Annotated in this window: 29 protein-coding genes and 1 other annotated feature; of the genes, 27 read left to right on the top strand and 2 right to left on the bottom strand. The window is 40.3% G+C overall.

Features of this window, described 5'->3' with window-relative positions; genetic code table 11:
- The first annotated feature begins 23 nt into the window (after positions 1-23).
- The 10 genes from BN6556_RS18465 (at position 24) to BN6556_RS18420 (ending at position 8,701) form a co-directional block, all read left to right on the top strand.
- Positions 24-812, top strand: coding sequence for a prepilin peptidase (locus BN6556_RS18465; protein WP_316245337.1), 789 nt, complete (start codon positions 24-26; stop codon positions 810-812).
- 120 nt (positions 813-932) lie between these two features.
- A complete protein-coding gene (locus BN6556_RS18460; RefSeq protein ID WP_066194438.1) occupies positions 933-1,781 on the top strand; it encodes an SPOR domain-containing protein in 849 nt (282 codons plus the stop codon).
- A 176-nt stretch (positions 1,782-1,957) separates the two neighbouring features.
- Positions 1,958-2,650 carry a RadC family protein gene (gene radC, locus BN6556_RS18455; protein WP_066194435.1) on the top strand — a complete coding sequence of 231 codons (693 nt, stop codon included), beginning with the start codon at positions 1,958-1,960 and terminating at the stop codon, positions 2,648-2,650.
- A gap of 441 nt (positions 2,651-3,091) precedes the next feature.
- On the top strand, positions 3,092-4,117 hold the full coding sequence (locus BN6556_RS18450; RefSeq protein ID WP_066194433.1) for a rod shape-determining protein: 1,026 nt from the start codon (positions 3,092-3,094) through the stop codon (positions 4,115-4,117).
- 27 nt (positions 4,118-4,144) lie between these two features.
- Positions 4,145-5,023, top strand: a complete 879-nt coding sequence (gene mreC / locus BN6556_RS18445) for a rod shape-determining protein MreC (RefSeq protein ID WP_066194431.1) — start codon at positions 4,145-4,147, stop codon at positions 5,021-5,023.
- Complete coding sequence (gene mreD / locus BN6556_RS18440; protein WP_066194429.1) at positions 5,020-5,559, top strand: rod shape-determining protein MreD; 540 nt, start codon at positions 5,020-5,022, stop codon at positions 5,557-5,559. The genes mreC and mreD overlap by 4 nt, the downstream gene beginning before the upstream one ends.
- A 263-nt stretch (positions 5,560-5,822) precedes the next feature.
- Positions 5,823-6,506, top strand: a complete 684-nt coding sequence (minC, locus tag BN6556_RS18435; RefSeq protein WP_066194426.1) for a septum site-determining protein MinC — start codon at positions 5,823-5,825, stop codon at positions 6,504-6,506.
- Entirely contained in the window at positions 6,499-7,302 is an 804-nt protein-coding gene (minD, locus tag BN6556_RS18430; RefSeq protein ID WP_066194423.1) for a septum site-determining protein MinD, read from the top strand. Before minC ends, minD begins: the two co-directional genes overlap by 8 nt.
- A gap of 161 nt (positions 7,303-7,463) precedes the next feature.
- Positions 7,464-8,150, top strand: coding sequence for a response regulator transcription factor (locus BN6556_RS18425; protein WP_066194420.1), 687 nt, complete (start codon positions 7,464-7,466; stop codon positions 8,148-8,150).
- Positions 8,147-8,701: a histidine kinase dimerization/phospho-acceptor domain-containing protein gene (locus BN6556_RS18420; protein WP_066194417.1), complete on the top strand. Its 555-nt coding sequence runs from the start codon at positions 8,147-8,149 to the stop codon at positions 8,699-8,701. The genes BN6556_RS18425 and BN6556_RS18420 overlap by 4 nt, the downstream gene beginning before the upstream one ends.
- Here the strand turns inward: BN6556_RS18420 and BN6556_RS21775 are convergent.
- Complete coding sequence (locus tag BN6556_RS21775; protein ID WP_078060157.1) at positions 8,633-9,106, bottom strand: ATP-binding cassette domain-containing protein; 474 nt, start codon at positions 9,104-9,106, stop codon at positions 8,633-8,635. The two genes, BN6556_RS18420 and BN6556_RS21775, sit on opposite strands and share 69 nt — an antisense overlap.
- 231 nt (positions 9,107-9,337) lie before the next feature.
- Here BN6556_RS21775 and BN6556_RS18415 point away from each other — a divergent pair, with 231 nt between their 5' ends.
- The 12 genes from BN6556_RS18415 (at position 9,338) to tnpC (ending at position 18,924) form a co-directional block, all read left to right on the top strand.
- Entirely contained in the window at positions 9,338-10,078 is a 741-nt protein-coding gene (locus tag BN6556_RS18415) for a M23 family metallopeptidase (protein ID WP_066196614.1), read from the top strand.
- Positions 10,062-10,919 (top strand): site-2 protease family protein, encoded by an 858-nt coding sequence (locus BN6556_RS18410; RefSeq protein WP_078060156.1) that lies wholly within the window; start codon positions 10,062-10,064, stop codon positions 10,917-10,919. The genes BN6556_RS18415 and BN6556_RS18410 overlap by 17 nt, the downstream gene beginning before the upstream one ends.
- 9 nt (positions 10,920-10,928) lie before the next feature.
- Positions 10,929-12,362 carry a ribonuclease E/G gene (locus BN6556_RS18405; RefSeq protein WP_078060155.1) on the top strand — a complete coding sequence of 478 codons (1,434 nt, stop codon included), beginning with the start codon at positions 10,929-10,931 and terminating at the stop codon, positions 12,360-12,362.
- Between the two features lie 34 nt (positions 12,363-12,396).
- Positions 12,397-12,468, top strand: a sequence feature (ribosomal protein L21 leader region).
- Between the two features lie 14 nt (positions 12,469-12,482).
- Positions 12,483-12,791 (top strand): 50S ribosomal protein L21, encoded by a 309-nt coding sequence (gene rplU, locus BN6556_RS18400; protein WP_066194412.1) that lies wholly within the window; start codon positions 12,483-12,485, stop codon positions 12,789-12,791.
- An 11-nt stretch (positions 12,792-12,802) separates the two neighbouring features.
- A complete protein-coding gene (locus BN6556_RS18395; protein ID WP_066194408.1) occupies positions 12,803-13,135 on the top strand; it encodes a ribosomal-processing cysteine protease Prp in 333 nt (110 codons plus the stop codon).
- A 14-nt stretch (positions 13,136-13,149) separates the two neighbouring features.
- Positions 13,150-13,428: a 50S ribosomal protein L27 gene (rpmA, locus tag BN6556_RS18390; RefSeq protein WP_066194405.1), complete on the top strand. Its 279-nt coding sequence runs from the start codon at positions 13,150-13,152 to the stop codon at positions 13,426-13,428.
- 156 nt (positions 13,429-13,584) lie between these two features.
- Positions 13,585-14,097 (top strand): Spo0B domain-containing protein, encoded by a 513-nt coding sequence (locus BN6556_RS18385; RefSeq protein WP_066194403.1) that lies wholly within the window; start codon positions 13,585-13,587, stop codon positions 14,095-14,097.
- Positions 14,098-14,116: 19 nt separating this feature from the next.
- On the top strand, positions 14,117-15,400 hold the full coding sequence (gene obgE, locus BN6556_RS18380) for a GTPase ObgE (protein WP_066194400.1): 1,284 nt from the start codon (positions 14,117-14,119) through the stop codon (positions 15,398-15,400).
- 47 nt (positions 15,401-15,447) lie between these two features.
- A complete protein-coding gene (locus BN6556_RS18375) occupies positions 15,448-15,900 on the top strand; it encodes an ACT domain-containing protein (protein WP_066194396.1) in 453 nt (150 codons plus the stop codon).
- A 19-nt stretch (positions 15,901-15,919) separates the two neighbouring features.
- On the top strand, positions 15,920-16,801 hold the full coding sequence (gene pheA / locus BN6556_RS18370) for a prephenate dehydratase (RefSeq protein ID WP_066194394.1): 882 nt from the start codon (positions 15,920-15,922) through the stop codon (positions 16,799-16,801).
- Between the two features lie 155 nt (positions 16,802-16,956).
- The gene (gene tnpB / locus BN6556_RS18365; RefSeq protein WP_205410304.1) at positions 16,957-17,307 is read left to right on the top strand and encodes an IS66 family insertion sequence element accessory protein TnpB; all 351 of its coding nucleotides are present in this window, start codon (positions 16,957-16,959) and stop codon (positions 17,305-17,307) included.
- A 66-nt stretch (positions 17,308-17,373) separates the two neighbouring features.
- Positions 17,374-18,924, top strand: a complete 1,551-nt coding sequence (tnpC, locus tag BN6556_RS18360; protein ID WP_222860569.1) for an IS66 family transposase — start codon at positions 17,374-17,376, stop codon at positions 18,922-18,924.
- 176 nt (positions 18,925-19,100) lie between these two features.
- On the opposite strand, the gene BN6556_RS18355 is transcribed toward tnpC, so the two are convergent.
- Entirely contained in the window at positions 19,101-19,631 is a 531-nt protein-coding gene (locus tag BN6556_RS18355) for a transcription repressor NadR (RefSeq protein WP_066194391.1), read from the bottom strand.
- Between the two features lie 402 nt (positions 19,632-20,033).
- Between BN6556_RS18355 and safA the strand changes: the two genes are divergently transcribed.
- The 5 genes from safA to ruvA all read left to right on the top strand — a co-directional run bounded on the left by safA (position 20,034) and on the right by ruvA (position 24,331).
- The gene (gene safA, locus BN6556_RS18350) at positions 20,034-20,987 is read left to right on the top strand and encodes a SafA/ExsA family spore coat assembly protein (RefSeq protein ID WP_066194389.1); all 954 of its coding nucleotides are present in this window, start codon (positions 20,034-20,036) and stop codon (positions 20,985-20,987) included.
- Between the two features lie 232 nt (positions 20,988-21,219).
- Entirely contained in the window at positions 21,220-21,969 is a 750-nt protein-coding gene (locus BN6556_RS18345; RefSeq protein WP_066194387.1) for a YebC/PmpR family DNA-binding transcriptional regulator, read from the top strand.
- 208 nt (positions 21,970-22,177) lie between these two features.
- Complete coding sequence (locus BN6556_RS18340) at positions 22,178-22,705, top strand: BofC C-terminal domain-containing protein (protein ID WP_066194385.1); 528 nt, start codon at positions 22,178-22,180, stop codon at positions 22,703-22,705.
- A 144-nt stretch (positions 22,706-22,849) separates the two neighbouring features.
- Positions 22,850-23,248 carry a VOC family protein gene (locus BN6556_RS18335; protein WP_066194383.1) on the top strand — a complete coding sequence of 133 codons (399 nt, stop codon included), beginning with the start codon at positions 22,850-22,852 and terminating at the stop codon, positions 23,246-23,248.
- A gap of 483 nt (positions 23,249-23,731) precedes the next feature.
- Positions 23,732-24,331, top strand: a complete 600-nt coding sequence (gene ruvA / locus BN6556_RS18330) for a Holliday junction branch migration protein RuvA (RefSeq protein WP_066194380.1) — start codon at positions 23,732-23,734, stop codon at positions 24,329-24,331.
- Positions 24,332-24,342 lie beyond the last annotated feature (11 nt).

The following is a 24,342-nucleotide window of genomic DNA, read 5'->3' as shown; positions in this document are numbered from 1 at the left end:
AAAGGGAACTATCCCTCTCTTCCGTGCACTCCTCTATATTCTATATAAAGGCGGTGTTGCACATTTTTCCCTATGTATGTTTTTGTCTATTAGGACTTGTATTTGGCTCCTTCTTCAATGTGGTCGGAATAAGGGTGCCGCAACAAAATTTTTTAGAGCAGAGCCGATCCATTTGCCCGCATTGTCGGCATGTACTCCGTTGGTATGAGCTAATCCCGGTTGTATCCTATCTACTTCAATTTGCAAAATGTCGTCATTGTCAACAACTAATTTCTCCCATTTACCCCTTGATTGAATTAAGTACAGCCTTTTTGTTTATGTTGAGTTATCATTTCTTTGGCTTGTCCACAGCTTGTCTACTCAGCCTCTTCTTTGTCTCCTTATTGATGATTGTGATCATAACAGATATTCGTTATCTGTTAATTCCTGATCGTTTACTTCTTTGTTTTACTCCACTATTACTTTTCATGCGATTACTAGAGACACCAACTCCATGGTATGACATTATTTGGGGCAGTCTCCTTGGATTCGTGCTTTTGTTGCTGATTATTCTATTGTCTCGTGGCGGGATGGGGGCAGGAGATATGAAATTGATGGCAGTTATAGGGATAGTAATAGGTTGGAAAGGTGTATTATTAACCTTATCTATCGCCAGTTTGCTGGGATTGGTGTTGGGTTATGGTCTTATCGCGCTGCGCCTTATCCACCACAAACGACCGATCCCTTTTGCCCCATTTCTAGCTATTGCCGGATTGGTAGCTTGGTTTAGCGGAGAACCTATTATTGCGTATTATTTATCGTTTTATCCATGAAGTTTCTTTGTTTTGTCGTTAATTGCCGGATACTTTTTTTACTAGACTGACAAAAGTCGTCTTACTTTTTATAGCAATTATGGTAGGGTGATAGAAACAAAGGTGAAACGAGGGAGAAGCATGGAAGAGAAAAATAGTTCAAGATTTCCATCTACAGATCAAGAAGGTAACACAGAGCAAGCGAATCAAGATAATGTGCTGGTGCATAAAGGGTACAGTGATTGGGACAATGGAAGTTATACCCACGTTACAGGTAATCAAGCTTTTTCTTATTCAAAAAAAACTTCTTTTTTCGAAAAGTATAAAGGGTTGCTTATTTCGACGCTTATTGCTGTAATCATTGGCGTCAGTTTAGGTGTGATTATGTTGAAGATATTTATTGATTTAGACCCAGAAGAAGTAACTTTTCAAAGTGGAGGACAGGCAAATGGACAAACTGTGACGACCAAGGCCGAGGGAAACGGTACTGAAAGCACATCAACCTTTGCATCACAAAGTTTTTCCTTTTTTGTTACACAGGCTGGTGTTTTTAGCGAAGAAGCAAAGGCACAAGAATTGGTCGATCGCTTACAAGGGGCAGAAATTAAATCTGTGACATGGGTGGAAGACAATCAATTTCATGTGTTGGTAGGGGTTGATGGGAATGAAGCAGGCTCAAAGGCATTTGCCAGTTCCGAGTTACCTTCTGATATGGAATTTTATGCAGGCAAACCATGGCAGATATCTTCGGCCTCTATGGAAATAACCGGTGCAGATCAGGAGGCATTAACGCAATTGGAATCAATCATCACGCAATTGTTAGAGGGAGCAGATGCTGCAGGGGCAATCGATCAATGGCAAGGAACAGATTCATTGGACACTGCACCAATCACAGAAGCACTGGAACAAATTCAATCAGCCAATAATGAACAAGCGATACAAGCCGCAACTTTAGAATTAATTCAAGCTTATCAGATGCTTTCTCAATAAATAACGGAATAAGTAAAATCTTAAAAGTGATACGTAAAAGTAAGCTATATTCGGATTATACCATTAGCAAACGATGCTTTTCTGATGTAGTGAACGACCACAAATCTGTTTTTCACCATTTGTTGGCAGCTGTTTTTCCTATTACAATAAGATCATTGCGAAAAGGAGGACAAAGAATGAAACTGCCAACAACGATTAAAATGAAAGAAGTACCGAAAGAGGACCGACCACGTGAGCGACTGTTAGAACACGGCGCAAGTCATTTATCGAATCAAGAGTTACTGGCGATATTATTGGGATCAGGAACGCGCCAAGAAAATGTTCATCAGTTGGCGGAAAAGGTACTGCGTCACTTTGAAGGCTTGTCCATGCTGCGAGAGGTAACCATTGAAGAATTGACCAACATCAATGGAATTGGCCAAGTAAAGGGAGTAAACATCTTAGCTGCTGTTGAATTTGGTAAGCGGATTCAAGTATACAAAAAGCCAGAACGTTACACGATTCGTACCCCTGAGGATGGTGCCAATTTCTTGATGGAGAAGATGAAGACGTTGAAGCAAGAACATTTTGTCTGTCTATATCTTAATACAAAAAATCAAGTGTTACATCGACAAACAATTTTTATTGGAGGTCTTAACTCGTCGATTGTGCACCCGCGAGAAGTTTTTCGTGAAGCGGTCAGGCGATCGGCGGCCTCGATAATCTGTGCCCACAATCATCCATCTGGTGATCCCTCTCCTTCTCAAGAAGACATTCATGTAACCAAACGTTTAGCAGATAGTGGCAAGATGATTGGAATAGATCTATTAGACCATATCATTATCGGGGATAATACCTTTATCTCTTTAAAAGAAAAAGGGTATTTATAATAGAAGATCAAAGAAACACACTTGGTCCTTTGTTGCTACATGGAACTGTCGCTGCTTGAACCATCTATTCTGAAAATGATGGTAAAATCCTAGAGAATGATCATTTCATCATTTTATACGTAATAGAGTTTTGATATCTTTTTCCTGTATTAAAACCAAGAAGTTCACTTGGCTTATGTCTGTCTCTACGGCTGTTCTGCAACGTGAAAACGTACAGACAAATGATTCTTTTTAACGAACTTTTTATACATGTATTTATAATACTATCTATTTTGTTTTTTTTTCAGTATAATAGAAGTTACAAGCTATGAATAGCGCCTTATACAAGAATTGCTTGTATGGAGGCGCTCCTTATTGTGACAACATACAATTTCTTGCTTGATCGCTTAGAAAAGCATAAAATAATAGAAGTGAATAACTTGGTTGAGAGGAAGAGAAAGAGTGGGTATATTTAATTTTTCACAAGATTTAGGAATTGATTTAGGTACAGCAAATACATTGGTATTTATTAAAAGTAAAGGGATTATCGTGCGAGAGCCCTCTGTTGTTGCGATAAATAAAACGACAGGTAACATTGAAGCAGTTGGTAGTGATGCGAGAAATATGATTGGCAGGACGCCAGGGAATATTTCGGTTATTCGCCCAATGAAAGATGGTGTAATAGCTGATTATGACACAACTGCTTCGATGATGAAATACTATATTAAATTAGCTCAGAAAAATCGCTCCAGTCTAGCGAAAAAGCCTAGTGTGATGGTGTGTGTACCATCTGGTATTACGATGGTAGAAGAGCGGGCGGTTATTGATGCAACCAAACAAGCAGGAGCAAAGGATGCCTTTCCGATTGCGGAACCATTTGCAGCGGCAATTGGAGCTGGTTTGCCGGTTTGGGAACCTACAGGAAGTATGATCGTTGATATTGGTGGCGGAACAACGGAAGTAGCCGTTATCTCTTTAGGTGGTATTGTTACTAGTCGTTCTATCCGTACTGCAGGAGATGACATGGATGATGCCATTATCCAATATATCAAAAAAACATATAATTTAATGATTGGTGAACGGTCCGCAGAATCGATTAAAATGGATATAGGTTCGGCTCAAGCACTAGAGAGTGATCAAGAGATGGACATCAGGGGGCGTGACTTACTTACCGGTTTACCGAAAACTATTTCGATCCAATCATCAGAGATTACCTCTGCGCTAAGAGATACCGTAGAAGCTATTGTAGAAGCGGTAAAAAATACATTAGAGAGCACACCGCCAGAATTAGCGGCAGATATAATGGATCGAGGTATAGTTTTATCTGGAGGCGGGGCTTTACTCCGAGATTTAGATCAAGTCATTAGTGATGAGACGAAAATGCCTGTATTTGTAGCAGATGAACCGCTTGATAGTGTCGCTATTGGGACTGGAAAGGCATTGGAATATATTGATCACTTTAAAGCACATCCCAATGTTGGCGTGTAATGCGTAACAAATAAAGAAGGTGTTACAATGTTTGACAAAAAGAGAAGACTGTTTATCATCATGATATCCCTCATTATCATTGTTGGATTGATTGGTTTTACTTTGCGAGATCGTACCAATTTAACCATGGTAGAGGACTTTGTACATGACAGCGTGGGATGGGTACAAGAGATCGTCAATAAACCGATCGCATTTACGGCAAGTGTGACGAACAATATAAAAGAAATTCGCAATGTATACCGGGAAAATCAAGTGTTAAAAACGAATATAGGTGAACTAAGACAGTTAGAATATCAAAATCAAGAACTAACACAGGAAATAGAAGAATTAAAAGAGGTACTCGATAAAACGGAATCTGATTTTTTGCAGAATTTCGATACGATTCAAGCCTCTGTTATTGCTAGGAGTAAAGACAAGTTGTTTAAAGAGGTAACGATTAATCAGGGAACAGAAGATGGCGTGGAACCTAATATGGCGGTAATAGCTGGTCATGGAATGATTGGTAAGGTGCAAACCAGTTCCCCTTTCACTTCAACGGTTTTATTGTTAAATGGGTTTGATCGGTCTAATCGCATCTCGGTTAATGTTAATCAAGCAGAGGCTGATAATGATATGTCTGGTTTTATCGTTGGCTATGATGAAGAAAGAGAATTATTAGTATTAGAAATGAATGAAAGCAACCAAGAAGTGGAGGAAGGCCAGAACGTTTTTTCTTCGGGACTTGGCGGGATCTTTCCTAAAGGTTTAGAAATTGGCGAGATTAAAGAAGTGCAGGCAGACCGGTATGAATTGACGACCATGGCCTATGTAGAGCCTGCTGCAGATTTGGCAGACCTAAGTCATGTGATTGTGATTGACCGTGCAATGGATACGGTGGATGAGCAAGCAGAGGAGGAATCTTCATGAAGCAATTGATTCCTTTTCTAATTGCCTTCATTTGTTTTATTTTAGTCATATTAGAAGGAACGTTTGCTGCTATTTCTATTCCCTTTCTTCCAACAGACTGGATGGTTATTTCCCATTTTGTTTTTGTTTTTTTAATATACGTGACCATTTTGTTTGAAAAGGAACATACCTATTACGCCATTGCCTTCTCTGTCATCTTCAGTTTGATTATTGATATTGTATACACGGATGTCATTGGCGTATACATCTTTGCCTATACCTTCACCTTATATGTGATTCGGGTTTTAATGAAAGTATTACAGGCAAATGTGCTCATTGCTATGCTTATGACTATAATGGGAGTTACCGCAGCAGATGCCGTTGTGAATTTTCTTTATCAATTAATCCAAATTCAACAAGTAGATTGGTATTTCTATTGGCAAAACCGTCTCTTGCCAACGGTATTGTGGAATCTGATCATTGGAATCTTATTGTACATGATCTTTTCGAAACGATTAGCTAATTGGTCCGTGATCAAGTTTGACCGTATGGATTAAACAGGTTTGCCATTTGTTAGATGACCGGCAGTTATCTTAGGCAATTTGCGAAGGTTATATAGATGGTATGGTTTTCTTAGTTATGTGGAAGGAACTCTACCTATTTCCACTAGTTTAAATGATAGGACATCCGTAGTGAATGTACATAGTCAGAAAACAGAACAGACAACCATAAGAGGCTGATGGATGGGAAGCGAGATATCTCTATCATTTTCTCGTGTATTTCATCGTCTCGGAAGGAAAGCGGTAAGGGGTTGAGAAGGATGCCAGCAAACAAGCAGGTAACAATAAAAGGTACAAGGGATGGTCTTACGCTTTTTCTCGATGATCAATGTGCATGGCATGAAATCTTACGAGAATTGGAGGAGATCCTCTCCACTAAACATATCACAGAGGACGAGCCTGTGGTGACGGTAAAGGTCGAATTAGGGAATCGTTATATTACACAGGAACAGGAACAGTCACTAACAGAATTAATTCGCAAATACAATAAATTAGAAGTGGGACAGGTTGTTTCTAACGTGATGTTAAGGCAAAAGGCTTTGGAATGGAAAGACGAAACAGACATTCATTTACACAATAAAATCATTCGATCTGGACAGGTGTTACAGGTAACGGGAGACTTATTACTCATCGGTGACGTGAACCCTGGTGGAAGAGTTATCGCAACGGGCAACATTTTTATAATGGGTAATCTGAAGGGTGTGGCACACGCAGGCTATCAAGGGAATCGAGAAGCAATTATCGCAGCAGCGCACATGGCACCGAGTCAACTGCGGATTGCAGAATTGATTAGTCGTGCCGATAAGATGGATGAAGTAGGCGTACCAATGGAGTGCGGCTTTATAGACGCGGAGGGCGAACAAATCATTATGGATCGTATTAGTACGATTTCAAGGTATCGTCCAGATCTTAATGTTTTTGAAAGGAGAATTATGAATGGGTGAAGCTATCGTTATAACATCTGGTAAGGGTGGCGTCGGTAAAACAACAACTACAGCCAATCTTGGAACCTCATTGGCCTTATTAGATAAAAAGGTATGCCTGGTGGATACGGATATCGGTTTGCGGAATTTAGATGTCATTATGGGATTAGAGAACCGAATTATTTACGATATTGTGGATGTGGTCGAAGGCAGATGTAAAGTGTCCCAAGCTCTTATCAAGGATAAACGATTTTCCGAGCTGGCTTTATTGCCAGCAGCACAGACAAGTGATAAAACAGCTTTGACGCCGGAAGCAATGCTTGAAATTATTGAAGAGTTAAAGCCAGATTATGATTACATATTGATTGATTGCCCGGCTGGTATCGAACAAGGTTTTCATAATGCGGTATCAGGAGCGGACAAAGCGATTGTTGTAACTACCCCCGAGAAATCCAGTGTGCGTGATGCGGATCGGATTATTGGTTTATTGGAACAAGAAGATATTGAACCACCCCACTTAGTTATAAACCGAATTCGCAATCATATGATGAAAAATGGGGATATGTTGGATGTTGATGAGGTGATACAGGTGCTATCCATTGATCTAATTGGCATAGTGGCAGATGATGATGACGTGATAAAGGCCTCTAACCATGGTGAACCTGTTGCTTTTCAACCGAAAGCAAGAGCTTCTATCTCCTATCGCAATATTGCTCGAAGAATCTTAGGAGAATCCGTACCATTACAATCTTTAGAGAACAAGGAAACCTTCATGGATAAGGTGAAAAAAGCTTTAGGTATGAAGAGGAAAAAATAGCTTTTGAACTCCGTAACCATTTTATAAAAGATAATTATCTTCACCAATCTTAGTCATCTAGCGTAACATGGAAGAACCTGGCGATTTAGCCTGGTTCTTCTTAACATATTGGGAACGGAACCATACGAAGGCTTCTCAATAAAGCATATAGGAGCAATCAGATGAAAAAGAAAATTTTAGTGGTAGAAGACAATAATGAAATTAACCAAATGCTGAGAGAGCTGCTGTCTAATCACTATCAAGTAGTCGGCGCATACTCGGGAACGGAAGGGTTACTTTTGCTACAAAAGGAAGCACCTGATTTAGTATTATTGGATATTATGCTGCCAGGGAAAGACGGGGCTCAAGTATTGCAAGAAATTCGTAAGGTAAGTCAAGTACCTATAATTATGATAACGGCTTTAGGTGAGAAAAGGCTGGTCACTGAGTACTTGTTAAATGGAGCGAATGATTATATTACGAAACCATTTGATGATGATGAATTACTAGCTCGTGTGCTGGTTCAACTACGTCATATGGAAGTGGAATCAGCAGTGAGTGATGTACAAGCTATTAAAAATATATGGATAGATAGACGTAACTTCGAGATATCACGTAAGGGGGAGCGTTTGCGCCTAGGAAAAAAAGAATTTGAGATTTTGACCTATTTACTTGATCATCCTAACCAGATTTATACGAAAGAGCAATTATACGAAACGATTTGGCAAGAGAGTTATTTGCCAGGAGATAATTCCTTGAATGCGCAATTAAGTAATTTACGTAGAAAAATTGCCACCTTAGATGCTAAAGAAGAATATATTGAAACCATATGGGGGCTTGGTGTGCGTTTGGCGGGTGAGAAGAAATGATTGGTTTTGCCATCTTCTTGGTTGGTCTATGCACTGTGTTTATCTTTCTTTATTATCGACAGAAAAAGGCGCTAAAAAGGTTATTAGAGGATATCGAAACAAAGCGTCTCACGGAAACTAACTTGTTATTGACCAGCCAAACGAAAAATGCCGAAGTCAATCAGTTGATCCACGCATTTAATCAGCTTTTTCATGAATTAAAAGTTACCAAAGTTGCCAGTCAGCAAGAACAAGCAACATTAAAATTAGCACTACATAATATTACCCACGACATTCGCACACCATTGACGATTGCCAATGGTTATACACAACAGTTGCTAAGAAAACAGAGCAACATGCAGCCAACACTACAAAAAGTCCATGGCAATATTCGTATTGTTGCCGATCGCTTAGATATTTTATTAGAGTATCAAAACCTTCTAGAGCAATCAGTTCAGCCTGTGTTTCAATCGGTAAACCTTACGGAACTGATCAAGCAAGAGCTAGTGTTGTTCTATGATACACTTAACGATCGTGCTTTTGATGTAGATGTGGATCTGTTTCATCCCTAATGAAAAATATTTGAATTTCTTTTTATCTGTTGGATCTAATCCTACAATATGAAGTGTTTCCTCAATAACCTTTGTTTCATCGGTAATGCCTCGTAATTTACAATAATAAGCAAGGTTTTTCCAGCTGGAAAGCTGGTCATACGCGACTGGGATTTCAATTACACTACCAGTTCGATGTAAAGCAGTTGTCCAGCTTTTTTCAGATGAGGAGCCGAATAACGATACTCGTCCATTAGTTGGATGGATGAGCTTTACGATCGACTTTAATAAGGTGGTTTTACCTGCACCATTTCTCCCGATCAAACCATAAATTTCTCCTTTTTGGATGGATAACGATACATTTTTCAAGGCGTATTGTTTTTTAAACGATACATTTAGTTGTTTTATCTCTAATATGGTGTCCAATTTGCTTACCTCCTTTTGCTATACTTCTTATTGTACAGGCTGTTTCTCAGATTTTGCTCAACCAATCTTCAAATATTTCTAAAATAATTTATTTTTTATGAATGAGAGCTCCCATGGGGAATATGATGAAATAAATAGCTTATATAGAGGGAATCGATATAGATATTTTTTAGCATGTTTTATGGGTTGTCCACATATATTGGTTACAAACATAAAAAAGGGTTGAGTGAGATGAAAAATAAAGATCTATCTACCATTCGGCATAATATTATGAAGCGAAAACAAAAGAAAAAACGTCCCAGTACGATTCAAGCGTCGAATACGGTTATGTATAAACAAAAAAAGGACAGGCCGTTTTCAGAAAATAATACACCACATGTCCCACAACGTTCTTTTCAAAGAAGATTTCTCATCAAAACATTCCTTGCTACTACACTTTTTTTTGCCAGCACCCTATTATTAACCAATCAGGACGGATGGCTGGAAAAACCACACCAATTTACGAAGCAATTATATACCGTTGAATTCCCTTTTGCTACTGTAAATGCCTGGTATCAAGCAAAATTTGGAGCGCCATTAGCCCTGCAGCAAAAACAGATCAACGAAGAAGAACCACTTGCTCTCCCGGTTTCAGGAGAGATTAGTCAAACCTTTCAGGAGAATGGGGAAGGCGTGTTGATCTCATCCGCTGAGGAGAAAGAAGTCGTCGCTATCCAGTCGGGTACGGTTCTATTTGCAGGTAAGGACCGGGAAACAGGCAATACGATTATATTGCAGCATGAGGATCGCAGTAAATCGATCTATGGCAACCTATCCACGTTGGATGTGCACTCCTATCAATCGATCGAAGCAAATCAAGCAATTGGAACATTTGAACCGGAAGCAGCAACCGATAAAATGTATTTTGCTATTGAAAAAAATCAACAATTTATGGATCCTATCCAGGTGATAAAAGTTGACGATCAGTCGTAAATTCTCCATTATTCATATTCATCCGGTTCTCTTTTTTTTCTTGTTTGTTGCTATCATTACCGGGATGTTGCTGGAATTCACTATTATTTTTGGGATTGTATTATTTCATGAGTGGGGGCACTTTGTATGCGCGCGATTTTTTCGTTGGCGGATCAGACGGATTTTTTTATGGATATTTGGCGGTGTCATGGAAACGGATGAATATGGTTCTAGGCCCATGCACGAAGAATGTCTGGTAACGATAGCCGGTCCCATACAGCATCTGTGGATTTATCTCTTTATTTATATGGCGGATGGGACTTCTTTTTTATCCGAATCGACGCTTCAGCTTATGCTGCAATATAATACCTTTATTTTGGTGTGGAATTTGTTACCGATATGGCCCTTGGACGGTGGAAAACTGCTGCAATTAGGGCTGGAACGTTTGTTTACACTGACATATGCTCATAAGCTTACCATTATCCTATCCTTCGTCACCATCTTTTTAGTGACATATGGTATGTTGCGCTTCTATTCTTTTTCCTTAAGTTTTATGCTGCTTATTCTATTTCTAGGCTGGGAGAATCGCTTGGAATGGAGAAGAGTGTATTATCGCTGGTGGCAGTCCTTATGGCAGCGGTATAGCCGTACAGAACAGTCAGCCAAACAACGAGTGTTAGAGGTATCCTTTCAGACACCATTGTTGCAGGTTTTTCAACGTTTTAAGCGTCATAATCATTATCAATTGAAGGTATTGGATCAAACGGGTGATGTCCATTATTTGTCAGAAAGAGATTGTTTACGTTATTTCTTCGATGAACAGCAGATTCATGCTACAATAGGGGCAGTATTTACAGAATAGAAGGGATATATGATGAAGCTGCATTTTATTACGACTTTATCCGAGAAAATAGGTTTACTGCTGGATGGGGAACAATGTTTAGATATATTTATAGAACGAGAAATACAAAAGGCAAGTTATCGTTCTGTTTATTTAGGCAAGGTTAGGAATATTGATGAAAGTATGGAGGCGGCGTTTATTGACATTGGAGAGGAGAAGGTTGCCTTTTTACCCAAGCGTATGATTCCATTTGTACCGCGTGGTGACAAGCTGTCTTCGTATCTTCAGGAAGGTAAACGTCTGCTGGTGCAGATTAGCAAGGAAGCTTATCAGGATAAGGGGCCTCAGGTAACGGCAGATATCGCAATAGCAGGACAACACCTTGTTTTTCTGCCAATAGCCAATAAGATTACTGCTTCCAGAAAGCTTCCAGAATCAATGCAGAGGCATTGGAAGAATATAGTAGCGAAGGAATTACAAAACGGTGAAGGGATAATTATAAGAACCAATGTTGAGAGCGCAGAAGAAGAAACGATATGCAAAGAATTATGGTATTTGCGGAGTCAATGGACAAATCTTTTAGACAGTGCCTCGAAAGCCGAAGCACCAGTTTTATTATGGCAACCTCCACTTGTTCCTAATCAAATGTTAAATGATTATCAAAATAAATCGTTTGATGATATTACCTTTGACGATCCTAAGATATGTCAAGCCATGCAGCAACTTTATCCCAATCAAGCAGCAAACATGCGGGTAAGCAAGCAGCGTCATCGTTTTGCTGGTAAGCATATTAATCAATGGTTGGTGGAGGCGATTCAGCCAGAAGTACGCAAACAAGATGGTATGGTATTAACCGTGGAGGAAACGGCGGCTTTATCGGTCATAGATATAGATAGTCACGCCTTCAAAAGTCGGCAAAATAAGGCAATGACGACCTTTCAAATGAACAAACGAGCTGTTGTGTACGCTGTTGAGGAAATTCGAAAACGTAATATGTCGGGCATGATTATGATCGATTTTCTCAAAATGAAACCGAAAGAAGAACAAGTTATTATCCAATTATTAAACAAGTGCTTAAGAGAGGACCCAGTCCAAACCAAGGTATTCGAATTTACGGCATTAGGGTTGCTTGAGATGACGCGTAAAAGGGAAAGAATCGGCTTGTTACAGCTGTTGACCGATCGAACATCCGCTTATCGCACGCCATTATCGAATGCCTCCATTGCCTATCAGCTTCAACGTGAACTAGTGGAACTAGAACGGCAAGTAGAAGCGGTGCTTATTGTCATGGAGTCAGCTGTTTATCCGTGTTTCCATCAGCAAAATTTCTCCTATCAGTTGGATGTGTATTACCACATAGATGAAACCATTAGTGGTTATCAACTTTTGCGTGCAGGAAGTCAAACATTGATTAACGAATATATGAAACAGCATCCAGAGATAGTCATTGACAAGTTTAGCTGAACTGTGATAGAATCGTTTTGTTGTATTTGTAGCACCCGTGCTACAACCGCGCAGAACAGGTTGTAAAGCTGTCATAGCTGCCTGTATGGCGAGTCTGAGTGAACTAAGGAGGTGCAGAGAATGTACGCAATTATTGAAACTGGTGGTAAACAAATCAAAGTAGAAGAAGGTCAAGTGATCTACGTAGAGAAATTAGCAGCTGAAGCTGGTGATTCTGTAACATTTGATAAAGTACTTACTGTTGGTGGCGAAGAAGCTAAATTTGGTACACCATACGTTGATGGTGCTTCCGTTACTGCGAAAGTAGAAAAGCAAGGTCGTCAAAAGAAAATTACCGTATTTAAGTACAAACCAAAGAAAAATTATTCACGTAAACAAGGTCATCGTCAGCCATATACTAAACTGACGATTGATGCGATCAATGCATAAGGATTGGTTACATGATTCAAGCCATGATCCAGCGTGATCACTCGTATGTTAAATCATTTACACTGAAAGGACATGCCGAAAGCGGACCAGCAGGCCAGGATCTTGTATGCGCCGCTGTGTCTGGTATTTCTTTTGGTGCTGTCAATGCAGTGTTTGTATTATGTGAAATCGAATTGGAGATCGACCAAGCCGGTGATGAAGGTGGCTTTCTAAAGGTAACCATTCCTGATGGTCTAGCGAAAGAAAAGCTTGAGCAAGCTTCTTTGCTGTTAGAGGGGATGATCGTATCTTTACAGACAGTGGAACGGGACTATGGTCAGTTTATTTCTATCTCTGAAAAATAAGGAGGTGCAGTAATATGCTACGTCTAGATTTACAGTTTTTCGCAACGAAAAAAGGGGTAGGTAGTACAAAAAACGGTCGTGACTCTGAATCAAAACGTTTAGGTGCTAAACGTGCAGATGGTCAAATCGTAAGTGGTGGTGCTATCCTTTATCGTCAACGCGGTACAAAGATTTATCCAGGTGTTAACGTAGGCCGCGGTGGGGATGATACCCTTTATGCTAAAGCCGACGGTATCGTGAAATTTGAGCGTAAAGGACGCAATCGTAAACAAGTAAGTGTATACCCTGCATAAATAAGTTGGAAAAGGCTCTAATCTTTCAAGGTTAGAGCCTTTTCCTTTATCAAGTACTGCTTAATAGAAGTAAGAATCAAGGGGAATTAGAAGCCGATGGATGATTACATAGCGTTTCTATGCTATAATTTGCTTATTGCATGAGAGGTGAGAAATTTGGAAGAACATGATGTTGTCGAGATGCTTCGTCATTATCGACATGACTGGTTAAATGATCTTCAATTAATATTAGGCTATGCACAGTTGGGTAAGTTAGAAAAAGTAGAAAATAAAATTACTGACATAATGGACAGGTCTAATCAAGAGAAGGGATTAGATCGTTTAAATATTCCGAAAACCATGGTGTGGTTGTACCAATTGAATTGGCGTTCTGCTTCCTTTCAACTTCAATTCAAGTCATTTGTTGAAGGGGATACGATATTAATTGACGATGAGGCGGTTTTAACAAAGCTGCAGAAATTATTTCAAATACTTCCCTCTTTTCAAAAAGAATATGAGGAATATCATGGTATACTTCATTTTAAAAAAGAGCATCATACAATACATATTCAACTAGCACTTGGCTTGAACTGGAATGAGCTAGACCAATTAGTGAAAGAGCTTCGTTCTCTTTCATTTGTCAAACAGGTGACAGCAAATGATAAACTTCGGATAGAATGGGAAGAATAAGGAAAGAAGGTGTGAAGTGATGTTTGTCGATCAGGTGAAGGTATATGTAAAGGCAGGCGATGGTGGTGATGGAATCGTAGCCTTTCGACGAGAGATATATGTCCCCATGGGCGGTCCTGCTGGTGGTGATGGCGGAAATGGCGGTGACGTCGTTTTTGAAGTGGATGAGGGTTTACATACACTCATGGATTTCCGTTACCAGAAGCATTTTAAGGCCAAACGTGGCGGAAATGGCATGGGAAAAGGCATGCATGGCAAAAATGCAGATCCACTCGTCCTTCATGTACCTCAAGGAACAACCGTGAAAGATGTTAATAGTGGTGAGGTCATTGCGGACTTACTGGAACATGGTCAACGGGCCGTGATTGCGAAGGCAGGTCGCGGTGGAAGAGGAAATATTCGATTTGCAACAGCCAAAAACCCAGCCCCTGATATTTCTGAAAAAGGGGAGCCTGGAATGGAACGAGATATTCAAATAGAACTTAAACTAATTGCCGATGTAGGATTAGTGGGCTTCCCAAGTGTAGGAAAATCAACATTGTTGTCAACAGTAAGCGCCGCCCGCCCCAAAATTGCGGATTATCATTTTACTACCTTGTCTCCTAACCTGGGAGTCGTGGATACGGCGGATCAGCGCAGTTTTGTGCTGGCAGACTTGCCTGGATTGATCGAAGGGGCTCACCAAGGTGTTGGCTTAGGACAGCAATTTTTACGTCATATTGAACGTACACGGGTGATTTTACATGTGATTGATATGGCAGCGACCGAGGGACGTGATCCCTATCAAGATTTTCTTACTATCAATAACGAATTAGCGGCGTATGATCCATCATTATTAGAACGGCCAATGATTATAGCGGCTAACAAAATGGACTTACCCGAGGCAGAAGAGCAGTTAGCCCTTTTTAAAGAACAATTAACGGAAAAGGATTACCCTATTTTTCCTATTTCAACAGTGACAAATCAAGGTCTTAGGAAATTACTGTTTGCCGTTGCCGACCAACTGGATCAGATACCAAAGAATACGAAACCAATTGAAGAACAAGAGGAACGAGTTGTTTATCGCTTTGAAAAGGGAGAGCGTCCATTTGCCATTACAAGAGATCCAGATGGTGCATATGTTTTATATGGTGAACGCATCGAAAAGCTTTTCAAGATGACCAACTTTGCGCATGACGAATCGATCCAGCGCTTCTCCAGACAGTTAAGAGGGATGGGTGTAGACGATGCTTTAAGAGAGCGTGGCGCCAAAGATGGGGATACTGTGCGATTATTGGAATATGAATTTGAGTTTATGGAATAAAGAGCAAAGCGCAGGCAAAGATCATCCGAAAAAAGGGGAATAACAGGATGTCTGAGAAGAACGAAAAATTTTATTTAGTAAGCGAGACATTTTTACCAGATGGAATGAAAAAAACATTAGAAGCTAAAAAATTATTAGAGAGTCACAAAGTGGAATCGATTCATGAGGCAGTACGTCAAGTAGGTGTTTCACGGAGTGTGTTCTATAAATATCGTGATGCCGTGTTTCCCTTCCAAGATATGGTGAGGGCACAAATGATCACACTGTTTTTCCATCTAGAAGATCATACAGGTGTATTGTCGCGTTTATTGTCTGTTGTATCGGAAGCGGGTTGTAATATCCTTACGATTCACCAGACGATCCCCATCCAAGGAAAAGCAAATGTCACATTATCTTTAAATACAAATGGTATGAAACTAGAGATTGATCAGCTTCTATATGAGTTAAAACAGGTGAAATATGTGAATCAAGTAGAAATACTCAGCTCTGGTGTGTCATAGGTAAGGAGGTACAAAGGAAATGAAGGAAACAGTTGGTTATCTAGGGCCTAAAGGTACGTTTACCAAGATGGCAGTAGACGCTATGTTTGATGATGAACAAAAGAAAGGTTATGGAACGATTCCAGAATGTATAGAGGCGGTTGCGACAGGGAAGGTTTCCTATGCCGTTATCCCTTTGGAGAATACCATTGAAGGTACGGTCAATGTTACTCTGGATTATTTAGCACAGACAGAAGATATTCATATCGTCAGTGAGGTGATTGTCCCCATTCGTCAACACTTAATGGTTCATCCGGACAATGTCAATCAATGGATGAAGCTTCAAGCGATTTATTCTCATTCTCATGCGATTGCACAATGTCATGCGTTCTTACGTCTTAATTTGCCACAGGTCGCCACTGACTCAATGACGTCGACAGGCGCCGCTGCTGAGTATGTCAGTCAACATCCTGAACAAAATATTGCAGCAATCGGCAATCATTTGGCGGCCAAAGAGTACGGGCTGTCTATCGTGCAAAAAGATATCCATGATTTTGAAAGTAACCATACCCGTTTTGTGGTCCTGCATGAGGATACGCAGGAAGTGACATCCAATACATTAGAAGAAAAAGGCCATAAGACCACGATCACGGTTACGCTACCATCTGATCGCCCTGGTGCCTTACATCAAGTCCTTTCTGCCTTTGCGTGGCGCAACTTGAATTTATCAAAAATTGAATCCCGTCCGATGAAGACAGGGTTGGGAAATTATTATTTTCTAATCGATATCGAGCAAAAGCTGGATGAAGTATTGATTCCAAATGCAATTGCCGAGTTGGAGTCCTTAGGATGTAGTGTTACTATATTAGGAAGTTACCCTTATTATTTACACACAGGAAATGGCGTAACGCTTGCGGTTTAATATCGCAGGCGTTTTTTCCTTTCTTCCCGTTTCCTGAGAGAATGAAATGTTTCTAAGCAAGCTGTATGGTAAGCGATCAATAACCAAGTATCTATAAATGCAGCATCACCTCCTATACACTTATGGTAAGACAAAGATACAGGAGGTTTTTCTATTTGATTGTTAATTTAAAGCAAGCGAAAGGGTTTTATATTGTATGTGGAAAAACAGACATGCGGTATGGGATTGATTCGTTGGCTTATACGGTGCAATCCCAATTCCATTTAGATCCTTTTCAAGAAGCGTTGTTTTTCTTTTGTGGAAACAAGCAGGATCGCTTCAAGATGTTGCATTGGGATGGAGAAGGTTTCTGGCTGTTATATAAACGGTTTGAAAATGGGCAATTAAAATGGCCTCGAACGACCAAAGAAGCCCGGGAACTGACCAGTCAACAAGTGGATTGGCTACTCCGTGGTTTTTCGATTGATCCACCGATACAAATCGCTTCTTCTCGCGCCTTTTATTAAATAAAGAGTGCTTTTATATCCCTTTTATGGTATAATATAGTTAGAAAATAAAAGGGAGAAACGCGTATGAGTCCCGAGGAGACATTACTAAAAATCAACGAAGCACAAGTGAAACAAATTGAACAATTAACAGCTCAGCTCGCTCAACAAGCGAATGAGCTGACATTGTTGCGGGAACAAGTCGCTTACCTCACCCAAAAAATCTTCGGTAAATCCAAAGAAACACTACCTCCTGATCATCAACTCACCTTCTTTGATGCACCAGAAGCCCCTCCTATCGTGGAAGAGGACATCGAGGAGGTTACCGCGAAACGGAAGAAAACAAAAGGCAGAAAAAAAGCCATTTTAGACCAGTTTCCGGAGCAGCCTGTTCACCATCGACTGGAGGGAGAAGCCTGTACTTGCCCCACGTGTGAGGCAACGTTGGACGCCATCGGGAGCTATGCCGTGCGAGAAGAAGTCATTTACCTTCCTGCCAAGCTTCAACGACAAGTGCACTACCAACACGCTTATAAGTGCGCAGCCTGTTCCAAACAAGGGCCAGAAGATAAGATTATCAAAGCACCAGTTCCCAAAGCGCCTATCGATAATAGCTTGGGTTCTGCTTCGATTATTGCCCAGTCGATGCATCAGAAATTTGAGTTAAAAGTACCTGCCTATCGTCAAGAAAAAGGTTGGCACCGCATTGGTTTACCCATTACGCGCCAACAAATTGCCAATTGGCATATACGAGTGTCGGAGTATTATTTAGCCCCTTTTTATCAACTGTTGAAAGACACGCTACTTCAACAGCCGATGTTACATGCCGATGAAACAACGTATCGGGTGTTGGAAAGTGATACCGTGAATACGCATTTTTGGACCTTTTTAAGCGCCAAACATAGTGAAAAGCCGATCACGCTCTATCATCACGATCCAAGTCGGGGAGCCCATGTCGCTCAAAGCTTTCTTGGTACGTATAAAGGGTACATCCATTGTGATATGTGGAAAGCTTATCAAGCCCTTTCTAACGTAGAGTTGGTCGGGTGTTGGGCGCATGTTCGTCGCAAATTCATAGACGCGATGCCAAAGGATTGTCCCGCCGATGCGTTGAGTCGACAAGCAGCCGAGAGGTGTGACCAATTCTTCACGTATGAGCGCGCGTGGTCCGAACTATCCGATGAGGAAAGGTTGGGGAAACGCCAAACCATCTTGAAACCCAAAATGGATGCCTTTTTTGATTGGTTACGGGAACAAGATCCTTTATCCGGCAGCAAGTTAGGCGAAGCGATACAGTATGCTTTGACATACGAGTCCACGTTTCGCACGGTCTTGAAAGATGCGAAACTAGCGCTTGATAACAACCGAGCCGAACGCGCCATCAAACCCTTCGTGATGGGAAGAAAAAACTGGTTATTCAGCGCCACCTATGAAGGAGCGACAGCCGCTGCGATTATCATGAGTATCATCGAAACAGCGAAACAAAATAACCTCGTTCCCGAAAAATATATCACTTATTTACTCGAAGAACTTCCTAACCTTCCCACCTTAGCCAATGAGGAAGATTGGAAGGCTTATTTGCCATGGCGTTCCCACGTCAAAGAACGTTGCCAGGAAAGAACGCTGCCAAAGCCATGAAACAAGAAATAAGGATAAATCTCCCCAACCCTTCTGTTCCTCTTTCTAGAACAGTTTATCGCAGGGTTGGGGATTTTTCTATACACTTGAGTATTGATCGCTTACGCTGTATGATTCAGAAGATATGACTACATCAGCTGAGGAAACGATACTATGCTTAAATGTATGGTGATAGTTTATTCCACAATAAATCCCTTTTGTTTTAGTGCTTCAAAGACTTTGTCCAGTTGCTGCTCCTCGTTTGCGACAATCGTATGGTTATGCACGCCATCGGTTAACTCCAATAAATAAGGGGCTTGTTCCTCTTCAATTTTTCTGACAAATAGATCGACGTCCATACGATTATCGAGCAGCAGCGATGCCTTTAAATCTCCGTATATAGGGTGTTCAATGATGACATCTTCTATCGAAGCCCCATGATCTACAATGGTGTATAACTCTTCCCGGGTCTGTGCTGGGGTATGTTTACAGGCTATCACTCGTCGATACGAAGCAGGTGAAGGGTCTTGCTGTAAAAATAAATATCCGTTACTTGTAGCGATAATCGGATAGTTTTGTGCCTTTAGTAAGGAAATGTCCTGCACAATGACTTGTCTGCTGACATTGGAGCGGTTAGCGAGCTCCGCGCCGGTAATGGGGGTGGTACTTGACTGAAGCCAGCCCACTAATTGCTCCCGTCTCCTTTTTCCTATCATCTTTTTTGACATGATGGATGAACTCCTTCTTTTAACTGATATACAGCCTTTTGTTTCTCTATTTTATCATTTGCAAGCAAAAATCGATAGGAATTAGGAACACTATTTTCATTGATGTGCTTATCATACGTTTTTATTACATTTATAAGTTCAACTTATCTATAGTCTGCATCTGGTTTTGGGTAAAGGATCGGGCAGAAATTCCCCAAGTTTCTTAAGCTGTTTTTCTTTATGAGAATAGATGCTGTTTTGAATGATGGTAACATGCATTTATAAAAAATATCGTTTTTTATTCAACATTTTGGGCGTATTGCATATGTTGGTAAAGAAGCCAACGTCGAAGAAGAATACGATTGTTTTAGTCATGTTCTTCTAGGATTAATGTATGTTATGGGGAGGAAAGGAGAGAGAAGTTTGAAAATTCATGTCGTGCAAAAGGACGAAACATTGTGGAATATTGCCCAAAAATATGGTGTGAGTGTGGATGAGGTTATTGCGGCTAACCCACAGATTTCGAATCCTAATATGGTTATGCCAGGTATGAAAATCACGGTTCCTGCCAATGCGAGTAACAAACAACAAGCTGCTACACCAAACAAAGCACAACCTAAAACCCAGATGAAAGAAAAGCAAGAGATGAAGCCAAAACAACAACCATCCAATCAAATTCTACCTGCAATTGAAGAAGATGAACAAGAAAAATGGGAGCCATTAAAAAAGGAAATGCCAGCATTACCGTTACATTTTAATCAACAACCGATACCGCAGCAACCACAACCATCTCAAGAAGTACAATGGGCGCAGTTTACCAACAATTTTGATTTTGAAACACACTTTCATCCAGCACAGAAACAAGAAGAAAAAAAACAGCAGATGTCACCAGCAGAAGCGCCAAAAGAAAAAAAACAACCACCTCAGCAAATGCAGCAACCAATCCCTCAGCCACCAATGCCTATGCAGCAACCAATGCAACAACAGCAGGCACCATGTTATTCACAGGAAGGCATTCCTTTTGGTTACACCAATCATCCATACCAAAAACCAACACCATTGCCAGCAAACTATTCACCGCAAGTAATGGGAACACAAATGCAACAACCTAGCTTTCAGCAGCCGATGCAGCATCCATATGGCAATTATCAGCAACAACCAATGCAGCCACAGTCGATGAATGGCATGCCGTGGCAACAGCCAATGCAGCAACAAGCACCGCCTATGCAACAACAAGGCAATATGCAGATGCAAGGGCAGCAGCCGATGATTCCTCAGCCGGGTATGCCAGGTTATCCAATGGCGCAATTTCCTCAGCAAATGTCAATGTTTCCACCAATGAATGACTGTGGTTGTGGAGACGATCGAAAGGAATAATCATTAGATGACGATTCTTTTCTGGATCGTCTTTTTTTGTATGTAAAGAAATAATCCTTGGTATAATAGGACTTGAAATGATGTTGACCTGGAACGAAACGCGATACCGATAAGTTGGATGATGTAACGTAATGAGTCGATGAAGTAATGCTTATTGTGCCATGTCATTTTCAATTCATCCGAGTTATGATAAAGTATAAAATGAGGAAAACGAATTTGGAGGGTGAGTTAGATGGCAGGACATTCAAAATGGAAGAATATCCAGAGACGAAAAAATGCACAGGACGCTAAACGTGGGAAAATTTTTATGAAACACGCGAAAGATATATATGTGGCTGCCAAACAAGGTGGAGGAGACGTGGAGATGAATCCTAGCCTTCGCTTAGCTGTAGATAAGGCAAAATCCGATAATATGCCCAATGAGAACATTGACCGTGCTATTAAAAAGGCAACAGGCGACCTGGATGGTGCTAATTATGAAGAGTTGACATACGAAGGCTATGGTCCTGGTGGTACGGCAGTGATGGTAGAGGTATTAACAGACAACAAAAACCGAACAGCTTCCGATGTTCGCCATGCTTTTAGTAAATCAGGAGGTAACCTTGGGGAAAATGGCTGTGTCGCCTTCATGTTTGACCGGAAAGGATATTTAGTGATCGAACAGGATTCAACAGCTGCTGATGAAGATACCGTGATGCTGGAAGCGATTGAGGCTGGAGCGGAAGAAATGGAAACTATAGAGGGAGCATTTGAAATCTTCACTAGTCCAGAGGATTTTCAATCAGTCAAGACCTCATTAGAAGAAAGTGGTTTCTCTTTTGCTACCGCTGAAATCACGATGATTCCACAGACACTATCGAATGTCGACGAGACAGCAGGCAATCAAATGATTAAACTAGTTAATATGCTGGAAGAGATGGAAGACGTGCAGGAAGTGTATCATAACATGGATGCCGCTGAAGAAATCATGGCACAACTTTAACGACAGGCAGCTTCTTTTAAAGAGGCTGTCTTTTTGTTTTATAATACGACTGTTGTTCAAAACAAGGAACATGCAACGTGTGAATGATGTAGTCTGTCTTTGCAAAATCGATGTCAACGAATCTTATCAGAAAAAATCTCCTGGATGGTTAAGCTTGTAAAAGCTGGGCAAACTATATAGTAGAAAACCTGATAGGAGGTAATGGTCGATGCGTAAAATAGGATTAGCAGTGATTGGATTGATTGGTGTAACTGTTTTTGCTTTTCTTTTGACGACCAATCACTCAGATAGTAATCAGATCAATGCAAAGGCAGTAGGTGACCTATTAATCTTGGAGATCGAATTAGAAAGACAGTTTATGGACGGGCGAGTGGAGACAGAAAGAAAGCAGAAGTCTATCGCTTCCATGGAAGACTTCTGGGCAGAATATGAAACTTGGCAAGTAATGGAGCAATCGGAAGGTTATATTCGTTTCCGAAAAGAAATAGATGATATTTCCCCTTATTTGAAGGCAAACGGTTATTTTGGACTAAAAAATGGACAGCTCACCATTTTTGAAGGAATTCCTCTACATGAAGCTGCTGTTCAATCTTTTTACCAAATTGATACAGAAGAATTGGAGACGAAATTGTATCAACAACTGGAAGAAGGCATTAAAATCAATTCTAAAGCAGATTATTTAGATACATTAGAGATATTTCGAGTTTATTCAGATGCGAATGCACTCAAAGGTTAATAGCTAGACAGGAACCATGAAGAAGGCTGGGTACTAACAAATATCCAGCCTTTTCTTGTTGTTTAACAAATTGCTTTACATGAGCAATTGAATAGAAGCTTTTATGATTGGTTTATAGTAAACTAATAAAAAGGAGGCATTTTAATGAGTACAATGATTTTTGTTAACTTTCCAGTCAAAAATGTTGCTGAGGCCACTAATTTTTACGAAAAACTAGGATTTACGAAAAATGATCACTTCTCCAGTGATCATGCAAGCAGTATGGTTTGGGACGACCATTTTTATATTATGTTGTTACAACATTCGTTTTACCAACAGTTTCTCAGAGATAAGAAGATTGCTGATACACAAAAAGAAAACGCTGCCTTAATCTGTTTTAGCCTAGAAAGCGCGGAAGCAGTCAAAGAATTTGGACGAGTAGCGAAAGCAAACGGAGGCGATGCTTATCATATCGACACGGAAATACCGGAAGAACAAATGTATGGTTTAGAAGTATCCGATATGGATGGAAACATGTTAGAACCGATGTGGATGAAACAATAATTATGGAATGAAAAGAAGCAATATGGAATGGAACCCGGTCCAATAAGTGGACAAGTAATAAAGATAGGAAACAGTCTGGTACGGATCATCTGGTATGCTCCCCTAGAGTAGTTTGTTTTAATGTCTATCTTAGGGGAGCATACCAGTGTATACTTGATGTTTTTTTGTCATTTAACACCATTTGTATAAGTGGTAAAGGGCCAGTGGATCTAGCCTGTTTTTTTATGAAAAAAAATCAGCTGCATTTTTTAGTTTTCAAGATATCAAAGGACACGATTCTCTCTTAAGTCGACTTGCTAATTTTACTAAGATAAGCTATGATAGATAATGCGAACGTATGATTGATAGTCGTGACCAACATTCATTAATGCTTTCTCCTATCAAAGGTTAATGTTATGATAAAATGGTACGTTATCAGCAGAAAATCTACGAATTAGGAAAGCGAAATGCAGGAAGAATTGGAATGAAGAGGAGATCAGTGGTATGATTGCGTATATAAAAGGGGAAGTAACAGAAATAACGGAGCAAGTAATCGTCTTAGATACAAACGGAGTAGGCTATGAATTGATTTGCCCAAATCCTTTCCGTTTTCAGGCAGAACTTGGACAGCAGTTGAAAGTCTATACCTATCACTATGTGCGGGAAGATGCACAAATTTTATATGGTTTTAAAGATCAAGAAGAGAAGCAATTGTTTTCTCATATACTGAATGTGTCTGGTATAGGACCAAAGGGAGCATTAGCTGTACTGGCCACTACCTCCGTACAGGACTTTGTTATTGCGGTAGAACAAGAGGATGAGAAATTTCTTACCAGTTTCCCTGGGGTAGGAAAGAAGACGGCTCGACAGATGATCCTTGACTTGAAAGGCAAACTGCCATTCACTTATACGATGGAAGAAAATGTCAACACAAGCAAGACAACGACAAAACATAGTGTAGCGATGCAAGAAGCCGTGGAGGCCTTGAAAGCACTTGGATACTCCGAGCGAGAAATCAACCAAGTTAAACCTGTTTTAACGAAAGAAACAGGAGAAACGGCCGATACATATATTAGAAAAGGGTTAGCATTATTGATGAAATAGGGAGAAAGGGG

Source organism: Gracilibacillus timonensis, assembly GCF_900086715.1.
Classification (GTDB): domain Bacteria; phylum Bacillota; class Bacilli; order Bacillales; family Amphibacillaceae; genus Gracilibacillus; species Gracilibacillus timonensis.
This window is presented reverse-complemented; position numbering and strand designations above follow the sequence as displayed.